This is a genomic window from Phreatobacter aquiterrae, assembly GCF_053471285.1.
Map to the genome: position 1 here is coordinate 89,009 of NZ_JBJPHW010000014.1, position 19,508 is coordinate 108,516.

Annotated in this window: 21 protein-coding genes and 1 riboswitch; of the genes, 14 read left to right on the forward strand and 7 right to left on the reverse strand. The window is 68.5% G+C overall.

Annotation, left to right across the window (positions count from 1 at the left end; genetic code table 11):
• Nucleotides 1-152 precede the first annotated feature (152 nt).
• Both trmB and ACJ4V0_RS18940 read left to right on the forward strand, forming a co-directional pair.
• Nucleotides 153-845, forward strand: coding sequence for a tRNA (guanosine(46)-N7)-methyltransferase TrmB (gene trmB, locus ACJ4V0_RS18935; protein ID WP_448301165.1), 693 nt, complete (start codon nt 153-155; stop codon nt 843-845).
• A gap of 95 nt (nt 846-940) precedes the next feature.
• Nucleotides 941-2,116 carry a M20 aminoacylase family protein gene (locus ACJ4V0_RS18940; protein WP_448301166.1) on the forward strand — a complete coding sequence of 392 codons (1,176 nt, stop codon included), beginning with the start codon at nt 941-943 and terminating at the stop codon, nt 2,114-2,116.
• 9 nt (nt 2,117-2,125) lie between these two features.
• Here the strand turns inward: ACJ4V0_RS18940 and ACJ4V0_RS18945 are convergent, their stop codons facing one another.
• Complete coding sequence (locus tag ACJ4V0_RS18945; protein WP_448301167.1) at nt 2,126-3,220, reverse strand: 2'-deoxycytidine 5'-triphosphate deaminase; 1,095 nt, start codon at nt 3,218-3,220, stop codon at nt 2,126-2,128.
• Between the two features lie 79 nt (nt 3,221-3,299).
• Nucleotides 3,300-3,378: riboswitch (SAM riboswitch) on the forward strand.
• A gap of 82 nt (nt 3,379-3,460) precedes the next feature.
• Here ACJ4V0_RS18945 and ACJ4V0_RS18950 point away from each other — a divergent pair.
• The gene (locus tag ACJ4V0_RS18950) at nt 3,461-4,687 is read left to right on the forward strand and encodes an O-succinylhomoserine sulfhydrylase (protein ID WP_448301168.1); all 1,227 of its coding nucleotides are present in this window, start codon (nt 3,461-3,463) and stop codon (nt 4,685-4,687) included.
• Nucleotides 4,688-4,778: 91 nt separating this feature from the next.
• A complete protein-coding gene (locus ACJ4V0_RS18955) occupies nt 4,779-5,858 on the forward strand; it encodes a quinone-dependent dihydroorotate dehydrogenase (protein ID WP_448301169.1) in 1,080 nt (359 codons plus the stop codon).
• On the opposite strand, the gene ACJ4V0_RS18960 is transcribed toward ACJ4V0_RS18955, so the two are convergent.
• Nucleotides 5,851-7,182, reverse strand: a complete 1,332-nt coding sequence (locus tag ACJ4V0_RS18960) for an MATE family efflux transporter (RefSeq protein WP_448301170.1) — start codon at nt 7,180-7,182, stop codon at nt 5,851-5,853. The two genes, ACJ4V0_RS18955 and ACJ4V0_RS18960, sit on opposite strands and share 8 nt — an antisense overlap.
• 242 nt (nt 7,183-7,424) lie before the next feature.
• Here ACJ4V0_RS18960 and ACJ4V0_RS18965 point away from each other — a divergent pair, with 242 nt between their 5' ends.
• Nucleotides 7,425-7,829: a hypothetical protein gene (locus ACJ4V0_RS18965; RefSeq protein WP_448301171.1), complete on the forward strand. Its 405-nt coding sequence runs from the start codon at nt 7,425-7,427 to the stop codon at nt 7,827-7,829.
• A 112-nt stretch (nt 7,830-7,941) separates the two neighbouring features.
• On the opposite strand, the gene ACJ4V0_RS18970 is transcribed toward ACJ4V0_RS18965, so the two are convergent.
• The 3 genes from ACJ4V0_RS18970 to ACJ4V0_RS18980 all read right to left on the reverse strand — a co-directional run bounded on the left by ACJ4V0_RS18970 (nt 7,942) and on the right by ACJ4V0_RS18980 (nt 9,937).
• Nucleotides 7,942-8,829, reverse strand: coding sequence for a methylated-DNA--[protein]-cysteine S-methyltransferase (locus tag ACJ4V0_RS18970; protein WP_448301172.1), 888 nt, complete (start codon nt 8,827-8,829; stop codon nt 7,942-7,944).
• An 83-nt stretch (nt 8,830-8,912) separates the two neighbouring features.
• The gene (locus ACJ4V0_RS18975; RefSeq protein ID WP_448301173.1) at nt 8,913-9,377 is read right to left on the reverse strand and encodes a YbaK/EbsC family protein; all 465 of its coding nucleotides are present in this window, start codon (nt 9,375-9,377) and stop codon (nt 8,913-8,915) included.
• A gap of 29 nt (nt 9,378-9,406) precedes the next feature.
• Nucleotides 9,407-9,937, reverse strand: coding sequence for a DUF2244 domain-containing protein (locus tag ACJ4V0_RS18980; protein WP_448301174.1), 531 nt, complete (start codon nt 9,935-9,937; stop codon nt 9,407-9,409).
• Between the two features lie 13 nt (nt 9,938-9,950).
• Between ACJ4V0_RS18980 and nth the strand changes: the two genes are divergently transcribed.
• The 8 genes from nth (at nt 9,951) to ACJ4V0_RS19020 (ending at nt 16,273) form a co-directional block, all read left to right on the forward strand.
• Entirely contained in the window at nt 9,951-10,736 is a 786-nt protein-coding gene (gene nth, locus ACJ4V0_RS18985) for an endonuclease III (RefSeq protein ID WP_448301175.1), read from the forward strand.
• A 141-nt stretch (nt 10,737-10,877) separates the two neighbouring features.
• Nucleotides 10,878-12,104 (forward strand): ABC transporter substrate-binding protein, encoded by a 1,227-nt coding sequence (locus ACJ4V0_RS18990; RefSeq protein WP_448301176.1) that lies wholly within the window; start codon nt 10,878-10,880, stop codon nt 12,102-12,104.
• 87 nt (nt 12,105-12,191) lie between these two features.
• Nucleotides 12,192-12,434 carry a type II toxin-antitoxin system Phd/YefM family antitoxin gene (locus tag ACJ4V0_RS18995; protein WP_448301177.1) on the forward strand — a complete coding sequence of 81 codons (243 nt, stop codon included), beginning with the start codon at nt 12,192-12,194 and terminating at the stop codon, nt 12,432-12,434.
• Nucleotides 12,434-12,868, forward strand: coding sequence for a type II toxin-antitoxin system VapC family toxin (locus ACJ4V0_RS19000; protein ID WP_448301178.1), 435 nt, complete (start codon nt 12,434-12,436; stop codon nt 12,866-12,868). The genes ACJ4V0_RS18995 and ACJ4V0_RS19000 overlap by 1 nt, the downstream gene beginning before the upstream one ends.
• An 85-nt stretch (nt 12,869-12,953) precedes the next feature.
• Nucleotides 12,954-13,823 (forward strand): branched-chain amino acid ABC transporter permease, encoded by an 870-nt coding sequence (locus tag ACJ4V0_RS19005; protein ID WP_448301179.1) that lies wholly within the window; start codon nt 12,954-12,956, stop codon nt 13,821-13,823.
• Nucleotides 13,820-14,836 carry a branched-chain amino acid ABC transporter permease gene (locus ACJ4V0_RS19010; protein WP_448301180.1) on the forward strand — a complete coding sequence of 339 codons (1,017 nt, stop codon included), beginning with the start codon at nt 13,820-13,822 and terminating at the stop codon, nt 14,834-14,836. The genes ACJ4V0_RS19005 and ACJ4V0_RS19010 overlap by 4 nt, the downstream gene beginning before the upstream one ends.
• Complete coding sequence (locus tag ACJ4V0_RS19015) at nt 14,833-15,555, forward strand: ABC transporter ATP-binding protein (RefSeq protein ID WP_448301181.1); 723 nt, start codon at nt 14,833-14,835, stop codon at nt 15,553-15,555. The genes ACJ4V0_RS19010 and ACJ4V0_RS19015 overlap by 4 nt, the downstream gene beginning before the upstream one ends.
• Nucleotides 15,556-15,568: 13 nt before the next feature.
• Nucleotides 15,569-16,273, forward strand: coding sequence for an ABC transporter ATP-binding protein (locus ACJ4V0_RS19020; RefSeq protein WP_448301182.1), 705 nt, complete (start codon nt 15,569-15,571; stop codon nt 16,271-16,273).
• 4 nt (nt 16,274-16,277) lie between these two features.
• Here the strand turns inward: ACJ4V0_RS19020 and thrC are convergent, their stop codons facing one another.
• Nucleotides 16,278-17,690 carry a threonine synthase gene (gene thrC, locus ACJ4V0_RS19025; RefSeq protein ID WP_448301183.1) on the reverse strand — a complete coding sequence of 471 codons (1,413 nt, stop codon included), beginning with the start codon at nt 17,688-17,690 and terminating at the stop codon, nt 16,278-16,280.
• A 134-nt stretch (nt 17,691-17,824) separates the two neighbouring features.
• Between thrC and ACJ4V0_RS19030 the strand changes: the two genes are divergently transcribed.
• Nucleotides 17,825-18,529 carry an HAD family hydrolase gene (locus tag ACJ4V0_RS19030; RefSeq protein WP_448301184.1) on the forward strand — a complete coding sequence of 235 codons (705 nt, stop codon included), beginning with the start codon at nt 17,825-17,827 and terminating at the stop codon, nt 18,527-18,529.
• Between the two features lie 6 nt (nt 18,530-18,535).
• Here ACJ4V0_RS19030 and ACJ4V0_RS19035 read toward each other — a convergent pair whose 3' ends face one another.
• Entirely contained in the window at nt 18,536-19,381 is an 846-nt protein-coding gene (locus ACJ4V0_RS19035; protein ID WP_448301185.1) for a patatin-like phospholipase family protein, read from the reverse strand.
• Nucleotides 19,382-19,508 lie beyond the last annotated feature (127 nt).

The following is a 19,508-nucleotide window of genomic DNA, read 5'->3' on the forward strand; positions in this document are numbered from 1 at the left end:
ACCGTGTTGAAAGGGAAGGGGGCCTCGGCCCCCTTTTCTCGTCTCGGGGACTTGCCAGGCATCGGGCCCGCGTCGATGAAGCGAGCCTCGACGGACGCATCTGGCCGATGCAGGTCAATTTTCCAAGTGCCATGCGAACACCGATCTCTGCCATGACCGACGACAAGCGCCTCGCGGGGCAGGGCTCCTTCTTCGGGCGGCGCAAGGGCAAGGCCCTGCGCCCGCACCAGGCCGACCTGTTCGAGACGCTGCTGCCGCGCCTTCGGGTCGATCCCTCCCGGCCCTGCGATCTCGCCGGGCTCTTTCTCCGGCCGCTCGACGGTTATGTGCTGGAAATCGGCTTCGGCGGCGGCGAGCACCTGGTGCGCGAGGCAACCGCCCATCCCCATCTCGGTTTCGTTGGCGTCGAGCCCTTCGTCAACGGCATGGCCAAGGTGCTGGCCGAGATCGAGCGCGGCACCATCGACAATGTCCGCCTGCATACCGAGGACGCGGGCGTCCTCCTGCCCTGGTTCCCGGATGCCTCGCTCGACATCGTCTACCTGCTCTACCCCGATCCCTGGCCGAAGACGCGGCACCACAAGCGCCGCTTCGTGTCGGACGAAACGATCCGCCAGTTCGCCCGCATCCTGAAGCCTGGGGGAGAGTTCCGCTTCGCCACCGACATCGACCACTACGCCGCCTGGACGCTGGAGCGCCTGTTGCGTTCGACCGATTTCACCTTCGCAGCCCGGACCGCCGCAGACTGGACGACACCCTGGCCCAACTGGCAGTCGACCCGCTACGAGGCCAAGGCCCTGCGGGAAGGCCGCACGCCCTGCTACCTCACCTTCCGGCGGGCGTAAGAGCCGCAGGGCTGCGCTGCACCGCGCCCATTGGCGTTCCCGGGCCGGGCCGATAGCCTTTGCGCCATCTCCCGTCGCCCCTCGCGAGGAATGCCATGGCCGTCATCGACCGTATCGCCGCCTTTCACCCCGAGATGACGGAATGGCGCCGCGACTTCCACGCCCATCCCGAGATCGGCTTCGAGGAGGTGCGTACCTCCGGCATCGTTGCCGAGAAGCTGGAATCCTGGGGCATCGAGGTGCATCGCGGCTTCGGCAAGACCGGCATCATGGGCGTCATCCACGGCCGGCCCGGCAACCGCAAGATCGGCCTGCGCGCCGACATGGACGCGCTGCCCATGCCCGAGCTCAACGATCATCTGCCCTACAAGAGCACCTACGAGAACCGCATGCACGCCTGCGGCCATGACGGCCACACCACCATGCTGCTGGGCGCTGCCCGCTATCTCGCCGAGACGCGCAACTTCTCGGGCACGGTGCATCTCATTTTCCAGCCGGCGGAAGAGGGCCTCACCGGCGCCGCCGAGATGCTGCGCGACGGCCTGTTCGAGAAGTTCCCCTGCGATCAGGTCTACGGCATTCACAATGCCTGGGACCTGCCGCTCGGCACCGCGGCCATCCGCCCCGGCACGGTGCTGGCCGCCGTCGACTACTTCACCATCACGGTGAAGGGCCGCTCCAGCCACGCGGCGCAGCCGCATCGCGGCCTCGACCCGCTGCCCTGCGCCGTGCAGATCTACGGCGCGCTGCAGAGCCTCGTCAGCCGGCGCATGGACCCGCACGACACCGTCGTCCTCTCCATCGGCATGTTCCACGCGGGAACCTCGCAGATCGTCATCCCCGAGACGGTGACCATGTCAGGGACCATCCGCACGCTGAAGCCCGCCACCCGCACGGCAATGGACGAACTGTTCCACCAGACGGTGAACGGGCTCTGCGCCGCCCACGGGGTGGAACTCATCCTCGACTACAAACGCTCCTACCCGCCGACCATCAACACGGCGGAGGAGGCCTCCGCCTTCGAGGCTGCGGCGCGCGACGTTGTCGGCGACGACCTCATCAAGACGGACCTGCCCTCGCTCACCGCCGGCGAAGACTTCGCCTACTACCTGGAGAAGGCCCCCGGCGCCTTCATGCTGCTGGGACAGGTGACCGAGACGCACAAGGCCGTGCCGGTCCACAACGGCCACTACGACTTCAACGACGATCTGCTGCCGATCGGCGCCAGCTGCTTCGCCCGTCTGGTGGAGCAGCAATTGTCGGGGGTGTGAGGGGGGGCGCTAGCGGAAGTGCTTCGACAGCTTCAGCCCCTGGGCCTGGTAGTTCGACCCGACCTGCCCGTAGAGGCTGCGCGGCCGCTCGGTCATGCGTTCATATACGAGCCGCGCCACGATCTGCCCGTGCTCGAGTATGAAGGGCACCTCGCGCGAGCGAACCTCCAGCACGGCCCGGGCGCCGCGCCCGCCGGCCGAGGAATGGCCGAAGCCGGGGTCGAAGAAGCCGGCATAGTGGGCGCGGAACTCGCCCACCAGCGGATCAAATGGCAGCATCTCCGCCGCATAGTCCGGCGGCACCACGACGGCCTCCTTGGAGGCGAGGATGTAGAACTCGTCGGGGTCGAGGATCATCTCGCCCTTGCCGCGCTCCTGGATCGGCTCCCAGAAGTCGAGCACGTCGTGCGCCGCCTTCTTGTCGACGTCGATGACGCTGGAATGGCGCTTGGCGCGGTAGCCGAGGAGCCCGCCCCAGGCCTCGCCTCGGAGGTCGATCGACACCGCGATGCCGACCGGCCCCACCACAGGCGCGCCGGTATCGACGAGGCGCTCGCTCTCCTGCAGCGCGTTGAGGTCGTCGAGGCCGAGCTCGGCCTTGCCGCGGCGGAAGCGCATCTGCGACAGGCGCGAGCCGGTGCGCACGAGGATCGGGAAGGTCTGCGGTGAGATCTCCAGATAGAGCGGCCCCTCGTAGTCGGCGGGGATCGTGTCGAAGGCCTGGGCCCGGTCGAGGATGACCCGGGTGAAGACGTCGAGGCGGCCGGTCGAGCTTTTCGGGTTGGCGGTGGCCGCGATCCCGTCGCGCAGCGCCAGCCCTTCCAGGAGCTCGACGAGATAGACACAGCCGGTTTCCAGCACTGCCCCCCGCGTCAGGTCGAACTCGTGCAGCGCGAGGGACTGCAGGCGGTCCGCCACGGTCGTCGCGGGACCCGGCAGGAAGCTCGCGCGGATGCGGTAGGCGCGCGTCCCGAGCCTGAGGTCGAGCGAGGCCGGCTGCACCTGGTCGGCCTCGAGCGCGCGGGCGATGCGGATGGCGCCGCGCGCCACCAGATCGTCGATGGCCTGCGACGGCAGAATCCCCTGATCCGTATCACCCAGCATGCGGCCAAACTCCGACGAACGAATCGTTCGTCAAAACGAACAAAACACTTGACGCGTTCTCCCCGCCGCCCTACCACGCTCGCCACGACGTGGAGATTTGGCCGGCCGGCTTGCGAACCACGCTAAACAATTCGCTAAAAGGCCGGGCGCGCGGGATCAACCCGGCCTCGGCTTTTGCCGGGCCGGGTTCTGTTTTTTCGGGGGACAAGTCCCCCCGGACTGCGACGCGAGGACGAGCCGATGAAGAAGCCCTTTGACCCCACCCGCGTCCGGCCGGCGACGCGCCTCGTCCACGGCGGCACGATCCGGTCCGAGTTCGGCGAGACCTCGGAGGCGCTGTTCCTGACCCAGGGCCATGTCTACGAGTCGGCCGAGCAGGCCGAGGCGCGCTTCAAGGGCACGGACGCCGGCTTCATCTACGCCCGCTTCTCCAACCCGACGGTGCAGATGTTCGAGGACCGCATGGCGCTCCTCGAAGGCGCGGAAGCCGCCAAGGCGACCGCCACCGGCATGGCTGCGGTCAATGCCGCCATGTTCGGCCAGCTCTCGGCCGGCGACCACGTGGTGGCCTGCAAGGCGCTGTTCGGCTCCTGCCGCTATATCATCGAGACGCTGCTGCCGCGCTTCGGCGTCCAGTCGACCCTCGTCGACGGCGCCGACCTCGCCCAGTGGGAGGCGGCGGTGAGGCCCAACACCAAGGTCTTCTTCCTCGAGAGCCCGACCAACCCGACCCTTGAGGTCTATGACATCGCCGCGATCTGCGTGATTGCGAAGAAGACCGGCATCAAGGTGACCGTCGACAACGTCTTCGCCACCCCGATGATGCAGAGCCCGCTGCAGCTCGGCGCCGACTGCGTGGTCTATTCCACGACCAAGCACATCGATGGTCAGGGCCGCTGCCTCGGTGGCGTCATCCTCGGCTCGAAGCAATTTATCCAGGACAATGTCTACCAGTATCTGCGCCAGACCGGCCCGGCCATGAGCCCGTTCAACGCCTGGGTGGTGCTGAAGAGCCTGGAGACGCTGCCGCTGCGCGTCGAGCGCCAGGCGCAGAGCGCGGCCAAGGTGGCCGACGCACTCGCCGGGCTGCCGGGCGTGACGAAGGTCATCTATCCCGGCCGCAAGGACCATCCGCAATACGAACTCGCCCAGCGCCAGATGCGCGGCGGCTCGACGCTGGTGGCCTTCGAGGTCGAGGGCGGCAAGGCCGGCGCCTTCCGTGTCGCCAACGCCCTGAACATCATCAGGATCTCCAACAATCTCGGCGATGCGAAGAGCCTCATCACCCATCCGCCGACGACCACGCATGACCGCTTCACGCCGGCCGAGAAGCTGGAGATGGGCATCACCGACGGCCTGCTGCGCCTGTCCGTCGGCCTGGAGGATGCCGACGACCTGATCGACGACCTCGCCCAGGCACTGAAGACGCTGGAATGGCCGGTGGATGCGAAGATCGTGCGGCTGTGAGGGCGGCGGCGCGAGCCCGTTGACGCACGAGGCGCCGGAAGGCGCCTCGGCGCCCTTGCCGGCTCCGCCATCCGGTGCCAAACACGGGGCCATGTCGCTCCTCGCCATCGTCTCGCGCCTCGCCCGTCCGGTTCTCCTCTCCACCGATCCGGAAACCGGGCACAACCTTGCCATCGCCGCGCTGAAGTCCCTGCCGATCCCCGCCTGCGGGGCCGATGACAGGCGCCTCGCCGTTTCGGCCTTCGGTCTTGCCTTCCCCAATCCGATCGGGCTCGCCGCAGGCTTCGACAAGAATGCCGAGGTGCCCGACGCGGCGCTGAGGCTCGGCTTCGGCTTCGTCGAGGTCGGCGGCGTGACGCCGAAGCCGCAGCCCGGCAATCCGAAGCCGCGCGTCTTCCGCCTCGTGCCGGACGAGGCCGTGATCAACCGCTATGGCCTGAACTCCGACGGCGTCGACGCGGTCGCCCGCCGTCTCGCGGCGCGCGCCCGTCGCTCTGGCATCGTCGGCGTCAACATCGGGCCGAACAAGGAGTCGGTGGATCGCGTCGCCGACTACGGCCTGCTGGTCGAGCGCCTCGGCCCCCACGTCTCCTATCTCTCGGTCAATGTCTCCTCGCCCAACACGCCGGGCCTGCGCGACCTGCAGCAGGCGAGCTTCCTCGACGAGGTTCTCGCCCGCTGCATCGAGGCGCGCGACAAGGCGGCGCCGGGCAGGCCCATCCTCGTCAAGATCGCGCCGGACCTCAGCCTCGACGGCCTCGACGACATGGTGAGGGTCAGCCGCCAGCGCGGCATCGACGGGATGATCGTCTCCAACACCACCATCGACCGTCCCGCCAGCCTGAAGGACCAGGCGACGGCGAAGCAGGCGGGTGGCCTGTCGGGCAGGCCGCTCTTCGACAGGTCGACGAAGATGCTCGCCGAGACCTTCCGCCGTGTCGAAGGCCAGTTCCCGCTGATCGGCGTCGGCGGTATCGCCTCGGCCGAGGACGCCTATGCCAAGATCGCCGCCGGGGCGACGCTGGTGCAGCTCTATTCGGCGATGGTGTTCAAGGGGTTCGGCCTGATCGGCGAGATCAGCGAGGGACTGACGGCCCGTCTCGCCCGCGACCGGCTGGCGTCCGTCGCCGATCTCGTCGGCACGTCGAACGCCGACTGGCGCCTCACCTGAAGGTCGCGCGCATCAGGCCGGGCAGCACCAGCCCCTGATAGAGCCCGCGCACGGCCTGCAGGATCAGGAATGCGATCCACAGCCCGTCATTGCCGTAGCCCCTGAGAAGCCACCACGCCGCGATGAAGGTCGCCATCGCCGCGACCATGCAGTTGCGCATGGCGACCGTCCATGTGGCGCCGATGAACACACCGTCGAACAGGAAGGCCATCACGCCGGTGAACGGCGTCAGCGCCATGTAGGGCAGGTAGCGCCGCGCCTCGTCGCGCACGGCCTGCGAGGTCGTGACGAAGTCGATCGCATGACCGCCGCCGGCGAAGAAGGCGGCGGAGGCGAGGGTTCCGAAGACCACCGCCCAGAGGGCCGACAGCCACACGGCGCGGCGGAAAGCCGTTTCGTCCCGCGCCCCGACCGCCTGTCCGCCGAGCTGCTCGGCGGATGTGGCGAAGCCGTCGAGAAAGAAGGCGGCGATGCCGACGAAGTTCATCAGGATGGCATTGGCCGCCAGCACCGTGTCGCCGCCGACCGCCCCCTGCCGTGTGAAGAAGGCGAAGGAGCCGACCAGCGCCGCCGTGCGGATCATGATGTCGCGGTTGATGGCGATGGTGCGGACGATGCGCTGCCGGTCGAGGATCACCGATCGTGGCACCGCGAAGCGCCAGCCGAGCGAGGCCATGACGATGACGAGGCCCGCGACCGCGCCGCCATATTCGGCCAGCGCGTTGGCGGTCGCCGCGCCCGGGATGCCGAGGCCGAGCACGGAGACGAACAGCACCGTCATTCCCATGTTGGCGACATTGATGACGATCTGCAGCACCAGCCCGGTCATCGTCCGCGCCTGGCCGATGAGCCAGCCGAGAATGGCGAAGTTGATGAACACCGCCGGCGCCGACAGGAGCCGGATCGAGACATAGGTGTCGGCGGCGATTGTCACGGCCTCCGACGCGCCCATCGCCTTGAAGAACAGCCAGAGCAGCGGGCGTTGCAGCACGATGAGCGCGACACCGCAGGCGACGGCGAGCAGCAGGGCGCGAGCGATGACGGCGCGCCGCTCGATGTCGTCGGCGCGGCCGAGCGCCTGCGCCGTCAGCCCGATCGTGCCCATGCGCAGGAAGGCGAAGGCCCAGAAGATCACGTCGATGATGACGGCGCCGAGCGCCACCGCGGCCAGCGCCGTGGCGTCGCCCAGCCTGCCGATGGCGGTGGCGCTGACGATGCCGAGCAGCGGCGTCGTCATATGGGCGAAGATCATCGGCACGGCGATGGCGAGCACGCGGCGATGGCTGACGACGGGGGAAGCCGGGATGGGGAGGGTGTGGGTCACGCTCTCCTTCTAGCTTCGGGCGGGCCGCCAAATCCAGCGCGCGCAATGACAATTCCGGCAGTCAGCCTTCCAGCTCTGGCGATCCTCGTTTTTGAATTCCGGATGTGGGTCCATCTGGCGGTCGAATTTGCGCAGGCGCGCAGAGGGAGCGGCCGACAGCGTCGCAACGGCCATATTTTTGACGCCGATATCGAGCCGGATGTGAACGCTCACGCCTCTACCAGAGCATCAGAGCGAGCGTCATGAAGTACATCGCGCTGGCAGCCGTGATCGCCGTCGTGCTTCTCCAGGCGACAGGTTCGATTCCGCGGTCGAGCGTCGGCGGGTCGCTGGTGATCGGGCTGGCATTCATCGTCGCCGCACTGGCTGTCGGGATCCACGAGGCGTGGACGGAAAAGCGAGGGGTGGTCGGCTGGATCGTCAACCTCGTCGTCTCGTTCGTCGGCGCACTTGCGGGCGCCAACCTCGGCGGCATGGCCGTGGTGGTGATCTTCGTGTTCCTGAATCAGATCATGCTGGTGAATTTGCGTGGGTCTTCGCTGGCGGACCAGGGGTCTCCCCTGATGGAAGTCGCTCTTGCGGGCGTGATGCTCGCAGCGCTGCTGGGATCGTGGGGCGCGCTCAAGCTCGTGAATCGGTGGCGATGACGGTGCCGAACAGCAGCGGCATCACATGGGCGAAGATCATCGGCGCGGCGATGGCGAGCACTCCCTTCGGAAGTGGACGGGCGAGGGGCAAACAGGAGGGCGAGTCGCCGCCCTACCCCGCGTGCCCGGCCTCCCAGCCCAGCATGGCCTGCTTGCGCGTCAGGCCCCAGTGATAGCCCGTCAGCGCACCGGAGCGTCCGAGCACCCGGTGGCAGGGCACGACGAAGGAAATGGGGTTCTTGCCGACCGCAGCCCCGACCGCGCGCGCGGCCGTCGGCCTGCCGATGTGGCTGGCGATGGTCGAGTAGGTCGTCGCCTTGCCCATGGGGATGCGCAGCAATGTCTCCCAGACCCGCACCTCGAAATCCGTGCCGATGAGGCAGACGCGGAGCGGCCGGTCGCCGGCCCAGGCCTCCGGGTCGAAGACGCGTCGGGCCAGCGGCGCCGTTGCCGCGGTATCCTCGACGAAGATCGCCTTCGGCCAGCGCCCCTTCATGTCGGCCAGCGCCGAGGGCTCGCCGCCGCCGTCGCAGAAGCCGAGGCCGGCGAGGCCCCTGTCGGTCGCCACCACGATGGCCAGGCCGAAGGGGGAGGGGTGGAAGCCGTAGCGCATGGTCAGGCTCTCGCCGCCCGACTTGAACTCGCCCGGAGACATGGCCTCGTGGGTGACGAAGAGGTCGTGCAGCCGCCCGGGGCCGGAGTAGCCGACCTCGTAGGCCGTATCGAGAACGGTCGCCTCGTCGCGCAGCAGGGCGCGGGCGGCATCCAGCGTGATGGCCTGCAGGAAATCCTTCGGCGTCAGCCCCGCCCAGCGGCGGAACAGGTGATGAAGATGGCCGGGGGACAGGCCGACATGGCCGGCCATCTCCTCCACCGTCGGCTGGCGGCGCCAATGGTCGGTGATGAAGGCGAGCGTGCGGCGGACGATCTCGTAGTCGTCGGCGGCCTCGGCAAGCCGGATCGGCGTGCCATGTTTCTCGAGCTGGACGATATTCAGCATGGGGGCGGCTCCCGGGCGGTGACATGCACGCAATGTGGCCTGTCGCGGGGAGGGCAGCCACCCGATTCCTGCGGGTGAACGACCTATTCCCTGATGTCCGCGACCCGCCCGCCGCTGATCCTCACCAGTTCGGCGAAGCCGGTGCGGAAGATGGCATTGGGCGCCCCCGCGGCCGCCCAGATCGGGTCGAGGGCAGCGAGGTCCTCGTCGATCAGCACCGTCGGCGCCGTCAGGTGCCCCACGGGCGAGACGCCGCCGATGGCGAAGCCGGTCACCTGGCGCACCCATGCCGCGTCCGGTCGCGCCACGGGCGCCGCGATCTCCGCCGCCACCTTGGCGGCATCGATGCGGTTGGCCCCGGAGGCGACCACCAGGACCGGCGTGTCGCCGGCGCGGAACAGGATGGACTTGGCGATCTGCGCCACCTCGCAGCCGACGGCGGCGGCGGCTTCGGACGCTGTGCGGGTGCTGTCAGGAAAGGTGACGATATCGTCGGGGTGACCCTTTGACCTCAGCGCCTCTCTAACGCGATCGACCGATCCGGCCATGCCTTGCTACCTGTTGCTGTTGGAGAACGTTAGTCGAACCGCGTGCGCGTCGGTCCGCGGCGCGCCTCATCGAGGGCAAGCCGCAGCGCCCTGCCGAAGCCCTCGCGTTCGATGGGAGGCAGGAAGGTCGCGATGTCGAGGCGGCGCCGGCCCTCGTCGAGGGTCAGCGTCAGAACCTGACCGTCCTCCTCGTCGCGCGTCTGGGCGAGGCGTGTCCAGGCGGGATTGAACCGCCACTCGCGGGCGCGTCCGTGCCAGCTCACCTTGCGGATGCGGATCTCGCTCGGCGTGACGATGACCTCCTCGAAGGCGCGCGCATGGCGATAGTTGGCGCGGAAGGCAAGGAAGATGATCAGCACGTCGAGCCCGAGGAATGGCACGACGGGCCACGCGCCGACGGCGGCGAAAACCACCCCGCCGACGAGATTGACGGCCCCCACCGCCGCCATGATGGCGATGAAGCCGGGCCAACCCATCGAGCGGTGCGGCGTCAGGATGGCCGCGAACAGGGGGGAGCCCGGAGGCTCCTCCACAGCGCTCGCCCGCATCGTCGCGTTCATGTTGCCGGGGTTCATGACCTCGGACTATACGACGGACATGCGCGCCCCGACCACTGCCAGACCGTCAAACCGCAAGTCCGCGTCGACGGTGAAGCGTCCGGGCAAGGCGCTCGCCAATGTGGCCGCCGCTAAGGCTGCAGCGAAGCGGCGCAAGCGCGACGGCCTGACGCCGCAGGAGATCGAGGCGATCTTCTTCCGCTTCCATCAGGTCGAGCCCGAGCCGAAGGGCGAACTCGAAAGCGTCAACCCCTATACGCTGCTGGTCGCCGTGGTGCTGTCGGCGCAGGCGACGGACGTCGGCGTCAACAAGGCGACGCGGCCGCTTTTCCAGGTCGCCGACACGCCGCAGAAGATGGTGGCGCTCGGCGAGGAGAAGCTGACCGGCTACATCAAGACGATCGGGCTGTTCCGCAACAAGGCGAAGAACGTCATCGCCCTGTCGGAGAAGCTCATCGCCGGACACGGCGGCGAGGTGCCGGCCGAGCGTGAGGCGCTGGAAGCGCTTCCCGGCGTCGGGCGCAAGACGGCGAACGTCGTGCTCAACATGGCCTTCGGCATTCCCACCATCGCCGTCGATACCCACCTGTTCCGGGTCGCCAACCGCACCGGGCTCGCGCCGGGCAAGACGCCGCTGGCGGTGGAACTGGGGCTCGAGAAGGTGGTGCCCGACGCCTATCGCCTGCACGCGCACCACTGGCTCATCCTGCACGGCCGCTACGTGTGCAAGGCGGCAAAGCCCCTCTGCGGCAGGTGTATCATCGCCGACATCTGCCGCTTCGAGCAGAAGACGATCGCCTGACCTCCGCGCGATACGCCGCGCGCTCCGAAAGAGGGAGTGGCCATGCGTCGCGCCCGGCTTTCCCTCCGCGCGGGTTTGCGTAAGATCGCGCCCTTCAGTCGGCCCGCGGGATGAGAACCTTCGGGCACAGGGAGGATCTCGATGCCAAAGACCACCAGTTTCTCGCGCCGTGCCGTCGTCGCCGGCGCCGCCGCGACCCTCGCCGCCCCGGGCATCGTCAGGGCACAGGCCCAGACGCTGAAGATCGGCTCGCTGCTGCCGCGCTCGGGCTTCTTCGCCCAGGCCGGGCAGTCGATGCATCGCGGCGTTCTGGCCGCGCCGGAACTGCTCGCCCAGCTCGGCTACAAGGTCGAGATCGTCCATATCGACACCGAGTCGAACGCCGACGTCGCCCGCACCCAGGCCGAGCGCGCCATCAACGACGGCTGCCATGTGCTCACCGGCGCCTTCGATAGCGGCCATACGCTCGCCATCGCCCAGGTGACCGAGCAGCGGCAGGTGCCCTTCGTGGTCAACATCGCCGCCGCGCCGCAGATCACCGAGCAGGGTTACAAGTTCCTGGTCCGCAACTTCCAGACCGGCGGCCAGCTCGTCACCAACGGCCTGCGTCTGATCAAGGACGTGATGGACGCCAAGAACGTGAAGCTGGAGAAGGCGGTGTTCCTGCACGCCAACGACACGTTCGGCACCGCCCAGCGCAACGCCATGGACGCCATCTGGCCGCGCGTGAACCTGCCGATCCAACTGGTCGAGAAGATCGCCTACGACCCGCGGGCGCAGGACCTCTCCGTCGAGGTCACCAAGATCCGCTCCATCAATCCCGACCTCGTCATGTGCGTCACCCGCGCCTCCGATGCCATCAAGATGGTGCGCGACATGGTGCGCCAGCGCTTCCAGCCGAAGGCGATCATCTCGCCCGGCTCGCCCGGCTTCTACGACGAGGAGTTCTACCAGGCGCTGGGGCCGCTGGCCGATTTCGTGCTGTTCGGCCTGCCCTGGGCGAACCCGAAGTCAACCATGACGCAGGCCTTCGAGAAGGCCTTCGCCAAGGCGAACCCGAACAACCGCTTCGCCGTCGACAGCTTCAACGCCGGCTTCGCCTTCGAGGGCCTCCTCATCGCCGCCGACGCCTTCAAGCGCGCCGGCACGACCAACGGCGCCCAGCTCATGGAGGCGGTGCGCGCCACCAGTCTCGCCGAGCATGTGATGATCGGCGGCCCGATCACTTTCGACGCCAAGGGCCAGAACCCGAACATCGGATCGGCGCTGGTGCAGAACCTCAAGCGCGTGCCGACCGTCGTCCTGCCGAAGGACGTCGCCCTGGCCGAGCCGGTTCTGCCCTTCCCGGCCTGGCAGGGGCGGAGCTGAGGCAACGCGTCACGGAGCGCCGGCCGTCACGCTGGCGCTCCTCGGCCATTCAGGCTATATGACCATCCAGTTGGTCAGGAAGCCTCCATGCCCACCATCAATCTCGCCGATGCCAAGTCCCATCTCAGCGCGCTCATCGACCGGGTCGAGGCCGGCGAGAGCGTCGATATCACGCGCCGCGGCAAGCCGGTGGCCCGCCTCGCCTCCATCCCCCATGCGCGCAAGCCGGTCGATGTCGGGCGGCTGCGGGCCTTGACGGACAGTCTGCCGGCGCAGGCGGAGAGTGCCGCTGATCTGGTTCGGGCCATGCGGGATAGCGACCGCTACTGATGGTCTATCTCGACACGTCGTTCATCATTGCGGCCCTGTCGCAGGAAGCCATGACGCCGGCCGTCCACCATTGGCTTGAGAGCCATGGATCTGAGCCGCTTGCGATCAGCGACTGGACGATCACGGAAGTCTCCTCGGCTCTCGCGGTCAAGCTGCGGACGGGAGGCATCTCGCTGGATCAACGTGCGGCTTGCCTTTCAGCCTTCAACGCAATGACTGCCGAAAGCCTTGTCATACTGCCGGTGGATGCCCGGCATTTTCGGATGGCGGCTGCCTTCGTCGATCAGCAGAAACTTGGCCTGCGCGCCGGAGACGCCTTGCACCTGGCTGTCGCAGCGACCCATGGCGCCTCCATTCAAACCCTCGACCGGCGTCTTGCCGAGGCCGGCCCGTTTCTCGGCATACCGACCCGCCTGTTCGCTGCGGCGCCGTGACCGGCTGCACGGCGCCCGGTCGGGTTGCTCGCGATGCGATGTCGCGCTAACTGCGGCTGTCGCCCACAAAGGACCCCCGGACCGCATGCTCTGGTCGCTCTACGCCAATGTTCTCGTCCAGGGCGTCCTGACGGGCCTCGTCTATGGCCTGATGGCGCTGGGCCTCTCGGTCATCTTCGGCGTCGTCCGGGTGGTCAACTTCGCCCATGGCGAGTTTGCCGTCGTCGCCATGTATGCGGCCTTCGTGCTGTTCCGCTCCTTCGGCCTCGACCCCTTCCTGTCCATGCTGCCGATCGCCGCGGCGTTCTTCGTCATCGGCTATGGCCTGCAGCGCACGCTCATCAACCCCTTCGTGTCGCGCCCGGAGCATGAGCAGTTCATTCTGCTGGTGGGCCTCGCCATCATCATGGTCAACGGCACGCTGATGATCTTCGGCCCCGATGCCCGCAGCGCCAATCTTCCCTATTCCTTCGACAGCTGGGAGATCGGCGCGATCATCGTCGACAAGGTGCGCGTCTATGCGGCAGTGGCGGCCCTCGCTGTCGCCGGGCTGCTCTTCGCCTTCTTCCGCTTCACCGATACGGGCGTCGCCATCCGCGCCTGCGCCGACAATCTCGTCGGCGCCGCCGTGGTCGGCCTCGACGTGAAGAAGCTCTACGCGCTGACCTTCGGCCTTGGCCTCGCCTGCGTCGGCGCGGCCGGCGCGCTGATGGTGACGCTGACCGACGCGACGCCGATGATCGCGCCGGCCTTCACCCTGCTCGCCTTCACCATCGTCATCATCGGCGGCATGGGCTCGATGACTGGCGCCATCGTCGGCGGCCTGCTCATCGGCATCGCCGAGGCCATGGCCTCCGTCCTCATCGCCCCGTCGATGAAAACCATGGCCTCCTTCGCGCTGCTCGTGCTCGTCCTCGCGCTCAGGCCGCAGGGCCTGCTGGGGAGGCGGGCATGAACCCCTTCGCGGTTCTGGCCAGGCTCGTCGACGAGGCGCCGCGCCGCGCCCTCGTCCTGCTCGCGGCCTTCGTCGCCGTGCTGCTGGTGGCGCCCGCCGTTCTCGACCGCTACCTGCTCTCGGTCTTCTTCCTGATCTTCTGGTTCGCCACCGTCGGCCAGGCGTGGAACATCATGATGGGCTTCTGCGGCCAGCTCTCCCTCGGCCATGCGCTCTATGTGGGCCTTGGCGGCTATGTCGGCGCGCTGCTCTGGGTGAAGTTCGGCGTCTCGCCCGCCATCGCCGTCGTCCCGGCCATGCTGGTCGCCATGGCCTTCGGCGCCGTCATCGGCTGGCTCGGTTTCCGCTTCGGCATCGAGGGCGTCTATTTCGCGCTGCTGACCATCGCCTTCGCCGAGGTCGCCCGCATCGGCTTCGACAACTGGTCCTTCGTCGGCGGCGCGGCCGGCTTCTTCATTCCCGTCTCGCCCGTCACCAACCCGGTAAACCTGCGCGGCGGGCCGATGCTGTTCTACTACGTGGCCCTGGTCATGATGGTGGTGGCCTTCCTCGTCTGCGCCGCGCTGCGGCGCTCCCGGCTCGGCCATGCCTGGCTCGCCGTGCGCGAGGACGCGGAGGCGGCGCGGGCGCTCGGCATCGACGTGTTCCGTGCCAAGATGGCAGCGGTTCTCGTCTCCTCGGCCATGACGGCGGTCGCGGGCGTCGTCTATGCCTTCTACCAGAACAACCTCTTTCCCAGTCAGACCTTCGACATCGCGCGCTCCATCGAGATGATCCTCGCGCCGATCATCGGGGGCCTCGGCACGCTGTTCGGCCCGATCCTCGGCGCCTTCATCCTGACGCCGCTCGGCCAGACCCTCATCGCGCTGGTGGAGAAGGTCGCCGGCCGCGCCATTCCCGGCGTCAACCTCGTCTTCTACGGCGCGGCGCTGATGGTGATCATCTGGTATGCCCCGAACGGCGTCTGGCCCTGGCTGAAGAAGAAGCTCGGCATTCCGGAGGGGCGCGAATGACGACGCTCCTCGACGTCCGCGGCGTCACCAAGCGCTTCCGCGGTCTCACCGCCGTCGACACTGTCTCGCTCTCGGTCGAGGAGGGCGAGATCTTCGCCGTCATTGGCCCGAACGGTGCCGGCAAGACAACGCTGTTCAACATGATCGCCGGCGAGATGTTGCCGGATGCCGGCACCATCACCTTCGCCGGCGAGCGCGCCGACGGCGTGCCGCCGCACCAGCTGTGCCGGCGCGGCCTCGCCCGCACCTTCCAGATCGTCAGGCCCTTCCCCGAACTGACCGTCATGGAGAACGCCACCATCGGCGCCATGATGCGCGCGCCCGACATGGACGCGGCGCGCTCGGTGGCTGGCGAGGTGCTGCGCCGTCTCGACCTCTGGGATCGGCGGGAGGCCAAGGCGAAATCGCTGACCCTGCCCGACCGCAAGCGGCTCGAATGCGCCCGGGCGCTGGCGACCCAGCCGCGGCTGCTCCTGCTCGACGAGGTGATGGCGGGTCTGAGGCCGACCGAGGTCGACCGCATCGTCGCCATCCTGAAGGACATCAACCGGCAGGGGGTCACCATCCTGCTCATTGAGCACGTCATGCGCGCCACCATGGCGCTGGCCGGCCGCATCCACGTCCTCCACCACGGCGCCACGATCGCCGAGGGCACGCCGGAGGAGGTGACGCGCCACCCGAAGGTGCTCGAGAGCTATCTCGGGGCCGAGGCGCTATGATGGGTCCGCTCTGATGCTGCTGGTCCACGACATCGACGTCTTCCACGGCGACGCCCAGGCCCTCGACAAGGTCTCGCTGGAGGTGCCGGAGCGCTCCATCGTCGCCATCGTCGGCGCCAACGGCGCCGGCAAGACCTCGCTCATCCGCACCATCGCCGGCATGCACCGGCCCGCCTCCGGCACCATCCGCTTCAAGGACCGCGACATCACGGGACTGCCGAGCCATGAGGTCTGCGATCTCGGCATCGGACAGGTGGCGGAAGGCCGCCAGGTCTTCCCCTCGCTGTCCGTGGCGGAGAACCTCGCCATGGGCGCCATGATCCCGCGCGCCCACCGGCACAAGGCGCGCAACCTCGAGCGCGTCTATGCCATGTTCCCGCGGCTGCTTGAGCGGTCGGGCCAGGCCGCCGGGACGCTGTCGGGAGGCGAGCAGCAGATGCTCGCCATCGGCCGCTGCCTGATGGGCGAACCGGAACTCGTCATGTTCGACGAGCCCTCGCTCGGCCTTGCGCCCACCGTCGTGCAGGACGTGCTGCGCACCATCCGCGACCTCGCCGAGGGCGGGCTCACCTGTGTCCTCGTCGAGCAGAACGTCGCGGTGTCCTTGCGGCTCGCCAGCCGCGGCTATGTGCTGGAGAACGGCCGCATCACGCTGTCCGGCACGGGCGCGGAGCTTCTGGCGGACGACGGGGTCCGGAAGGCCTATCTCGGCATGTGAGGCCTCACGCCGCGCCGGCCACCGCCGCGCGGGTCTTCTCCAGCACATAGGCCTCGACGGCCGCCTGTTCGTTCGGCAGGTGGGCGATGTGCTCCTCGCGCTCCATCAGGTTGCCGAGCCAGGCGGGCAGGGCCGGGCGCGTCCCCGAGGCCGCCTCCACCGCATCGGGGAACTTGGCGGGATGGGCGGTGGCGAGGACGACGGTCGGCACCGCCGGATCGGCCTTCACCTTGCGCGCCGCGACAAGCCCGACCGCCGTATGCGGGTCCAGGAGATAGCCGGCCTCCGCAAGCGTCGCCTTGATCATGCCGGCGACCTCCGCCTCGTCGGCGCGGGCGGCGGCGAACTCCGAGCGGATGGCCGCAAGCGCCGTCTCGCCGATGGTGAAGCTCTTCGACTGCGCAAGGCCCGCCATCATGCGCCGGACAGCCCCGGCGTCACGGCCATGGGCGTCGAACAGCAGGCGCTCAAAGTTGGACGACACCTGGATGTCCATGGAGGGCGAGGAGGTCGGCACGACGCCCGTGACCTCATAGCGGCCGGTGCGGATAGTCCGCTCCAGGATGTCGTTGACATTGGTGGCGACCACCAGCTCGGCAATCGGCAGGCCCATGCGCTTCGCCACATAGCCGGCGAAGACGTCGCCGAAATTCCCCGTCGGCACCACGTAGCGGGCGGCACGGTGCGGCGCGCCGAGGGCGGCGCCGGCGGCGAAGTAATAGACCACCTGCGCGACGATCCGCGCCCAGTTGATGGAGTTGACGCCCGACAGGCGCACCCGGTCGCGGAAGGCATGGTTGTTGAACAGCCCCTTCACGATGGCCTGGCAGTCGTCGAACGTGCCGTCGATGGCCACCGCATGGACGTTCGGTGCATCGACGGTGGTCATCATCCGCCGCTGCACGTCGGAGACACGCCCGTCCGGGAACAGGATCACCACGTCGACCTGGTCGAGTCCCCTGAAGGCCTCGATGGCCGCGCCGCCGGTGTCGCCCGAGGTGGCGCCGACGATGGTGGCGCGCTGGCCGCGGGCCTTCAGCACATGGTCCATCAGCCGTCCCAGGAGCTGCATGGCGCAGTCCTTGAAGGCGAGCGTGGGGCCGTGGAACAGCTCCAGGACCCATTCAGAGGAGGAGAGCTGCACCAGCGGCGTCACCGCGGGATGGCGGAAGGCGGCATAGGCCTCCTCGATCATGCGGTCCATGGCGGCAGCGGGAATCGCGTCGGCGACGAAGGGCGCCAGCACGCGCCTCGCGACCTCGGCATAGGATTGCCCCGACAGCGCCGCGATGGCCTCCGGCGCCATGGCCGGCCAGGTCTCGGGCACATAGAGGCCGCCGTCGCGGGCAAGTCCGGCGAGCAGGGCATCGGCAAAGTCCAGCACCGGAGCCTCGCCCCGGGTCGAGATGTAGCGCATGGCGAGGCCTCCACCGCCCGTTCTCAATCGTCGTGGCGGGATTAGGCTGCGCGCCCCGTCAAGGCAAGCCTGCAATCCCGCAACGCTGGACCGGCCGTTACCGCCGTGTCACATGGCGCGGCTAGGAGCTGCCCATGACCATTCGCGCCATTCTCCTCGACAAGGACGGCACCTTCGTCGATTTCGACCGCACCTGGGGGCCTGCCGCCTTCCGTGTCATGGAACGCATGGCCAGGGGCGACCGCGGCAAGGTCGAGCGGCTCATGGCCACCTCGCATTTCGACGAGGCCGCCATGCGCTTCCGCCCGACCTCGCCGCTCGTTGCCGGCTCATCCGCCGACTACGGGCCACTCTGGGCCGAGGCTATCGGCGTGCCCTTCTCCAAGGCGGTCACCGACGAGATGGACGTTCTCTTCGTCGAGGAGGGCCTGGCGGGCCTGACCCCCATCGGCGATCCAGCCGGCGCCATCGCGGCCCTGAAGGCACGCGGCCTCGTCCTCGGTGTCGTCACCAACGACTCGGAGAATGGCGCCCGCAGCCAGACGGCGCGCCTCGGCATCGACCACCACTTCGACTTCATCGTCGGCTGGGACTCGGGCCATGGCCGCAAGCCCGCCCCCGGCCAGATCCACGCCTTTCTCGACGCCTGGAAGATGGCGCCGCACGAGGTCGCCATGGTCGGCGACAGCCTGCACGACATGCATGCCGCGCGGGCGGCCGGCGTCGTCGCGGTCGGCGTCACCTCCGGCCCGCTGGTGCCCGACGATTTCGAGACCCATGCCGACGTGGTGCTGGAAACCTTCATGGACCTCGCCGCCTGGCTCGACGCGCGCGGCTGAGGGGCCTCAGCGCAGCGAAGCGGCGAAGGCTTCGCCATCCCTGACGCCGAGTTCGTAGGCGGCGCGGATCGCGTCCGCGTCCGTCACGGCGAAGCGGCTGGTGAGGATGGGCACCGAGGGACGCACCACCGTCCGGTTCTCGACCTCCGGCATGGTGCGGCCCGCCCGCGTCGTCAGCACCAGCGAGCGTCCGCCGTCCTTCTCCACGGCGGCGATGCGGTCAACCGGCGGATTGTCGACGAGGCCGCCGTCCAGCGCTGGACGGCCATTGACCAAGCCCACCGGCATGAACGGCGGAACGGCAGCGGTCCCCATCAGGGCGTCGACCAGGTCCTCGCGCGAGGCGACGGCGTGGGTCGACACCCAGCTCGGCGTCAGCCCGACATGCCGTCCGGCGCGCGAGTGGGCCGCGCCCGCCCAGACCTTCTCCACCTGATAGGCGCCGATGGCGGCATAGGCCGCTACCAGCGGCGGCATGAAGCGTGGCGGATGCGTCACCTGGATGAGGATCTCGGGCGCAGCTTTCAGCGCCGCGAGTTCGAGGTCGCCGAAGACGTCGGCGATCAGCTCGCGGTAGAGGCCTCCCACCACGAAGGGCGAGCGGCCCTTCAGCAGGCGCGTCCACTCCACCTCGCGCTCGATGGTGGCGCAGGCGTCGACGACGATGCGGCGCACCCGGCTGCCCTCGCCGATCAGCGAGAAACACGCCTGGAAGGCGCCGGCCGAGACGCCGACCACGAAACGGGGCTTCTGTGGATGCGCGGCGGTGAAGGCGTCCCAGAAACCGCCCTGCCAGTAGCAGCGATTGCCGCCGCCGGCGAAGGCGACGGCGTCGAAGGAATGTCGGCTCATGGCCCGAGGCTGTGTGGGAACGTTCAGCGCCTGGGTTCCGCGGGCTCGCCGGTTTGCTAGAGAACGGGCGAGCGGTTCATGCTCTGATGGCCCTGAGGATCGGAGCCACGCCTACGACAGCGATTGC

What these genes read in the sequence shown, in the direction of transcription:
- ACJ4V0_RS19005 (WP_448301179.1), top strand. Translation starts at nt 12,954, where the DNA reads ATGCTCTGGTCGCTCTACGCCAATGTTCTCGTCCAGGGCGTCCTGACG.
- trmB (WP_448301165.1), top strand. Translation starts at nt 153, where the DNA reads ATGACCGACGACAAGCGCCTCGCGGGGCAGGGCTCCTTCTTCGGGCGG.
- thrC (WP_448301183.1), bottom strand. Translation starts at nt 17,690, where the DNA reads ATGCGCTACATCTCGACCCGGGGCGAGGCTCCGGTGCTGGACTTTGCC.
- ACJ4V0_RS18995 (WP_448301177.1), top strand. Translation starts at nt 12,192, where the DNA reads ATGCCCACCATCAATCTCGCCGATGCCAAGTCCCATCTCAGCGCGCTC.
- ACJ4V0_RS18990 (WP_448301176.1), top strand. Translation starts at nt 10,878, where the DNA reads ATGCCAAAGACCACCAGTTTCTCGCGCCGTGCCGTCGTCGCCGGCGCC.
- ACJ4V0_RS18965 (WP_448301171.1), top strand. Translation starts at nt 7,425, where the DNA reads ATGAAGTACATCGCGCTGGCAGCCGTGATCGCCGTCGTGCTTCTCCAG.
- ACJ4V0_RS19035 (WP_448301185.1), bottom strand. Translation starts at nt 19,381, where the DNA reads ATGAGCCGACATTCCTTCGACGCCGTCGCCTTCGCCGGCGGCGGCAAT.
- ACJ4V0_RS18975 (WP_448301173.1), bottom strand. Translation starts at nt 9,377, where the DNA reads ATGGCCGGATCGGTCGATCGCGTTAGAGAGGCGCTGAGGTCAAAGGGT.
- ACJ4V0_RS19020 (WP_448301182.1), top strand. Translation starts at nt 15,569, where the DNA reads ATGCTGCTGGTCCACGACATCGACGTCTTCCACGGCGACGCCCAGGCC.
- ACJ4V0_RS19015 (WP_448301181.1), top strand. Translation starts at nt 14,833, where the DNA reads ATGACGACGCTCCTCGACGTCCGCGGCGTCACCAAGCGCTTCCGCGGT.
- ACJ4V0_RS19030 (WP_448301184.1), top strand. Translation starts at nt 17,825, where the DNA reads ATGACCATTCGCGCCATTCTCCTCGACAAGGACGGCACCTTCGTCGAT.
- ACJ4V0_RS18940 (WP_448301166.1), top strand. Translation starts at nt 941, where the DNA reads ATGGCCGTCATCGACCGTATCGCCGCCTTTCACCCCGAGATGACGGAA.
- ACJ4V0_RS19010 (WP_448301180.1), top strand. Translation starts at nt 13,820, where the DNA reads ATGAACCCCTTCGCGGTTCTGGCCAGGCTCGTCGACGAGGCGCCGCGC.
- ACJ4V0_RS18970 (WP_448301172.1), bottom strand. Translation starts at nt 8,829, where the DNA reads ATGCTGAATATCGTCCAGCTCGAGAAACATGGCACGCCGATCCGGCTT.
- ACJ4V0_RS18945 (WP_448301167.1), bottom strand. Translation starts at nt 3,220, where the DNA reads ATGCTGGGTGATACGGATCAGGGGATTCTGCCGTCGCAGGCCATCGAC.
- ACJ4V0_RS18955 (WP_448301169.1), top strand. Translation starts at nt 4,779, where the DNA reads ATGTCGCTCCTCGCCATCGTCTCGCGCCTCGCCCGTCCGGTTCTCCTC.
- ACJ4V0_RS18980 (WP_448301174.1), bottom strand. Translation starts at nt 9,937, where the DNA reads ATGAACGCGACGATGCGGGCGAGCGCTGTGGAGGAGCCTCCGGGCTCC.
- nth (WP_448301175.1), top strand. Translation starts at nt 9,951, where the DNA reads ATGACCTCGGACTATACGACGGACATGCGCGCCCCGACCACTGCCAGA.
- ACJ4V0_RS18950 (WP_448301168.1), top strand. Translation starts at nt 3,461, where the DNA reads ATGAAGAAGCCCTTTGACCCCACCCGCGTCCGGCCGGCGACGCGCCTC.
- ACJ4V0_RS19000 (WP_448301178.1), top strand. Translation starts at nt 12,434, where the DNA reads ATGGTCTATCTCGACACGTCGTTCATCATTGCGGCCCTGTCGCAGGAA.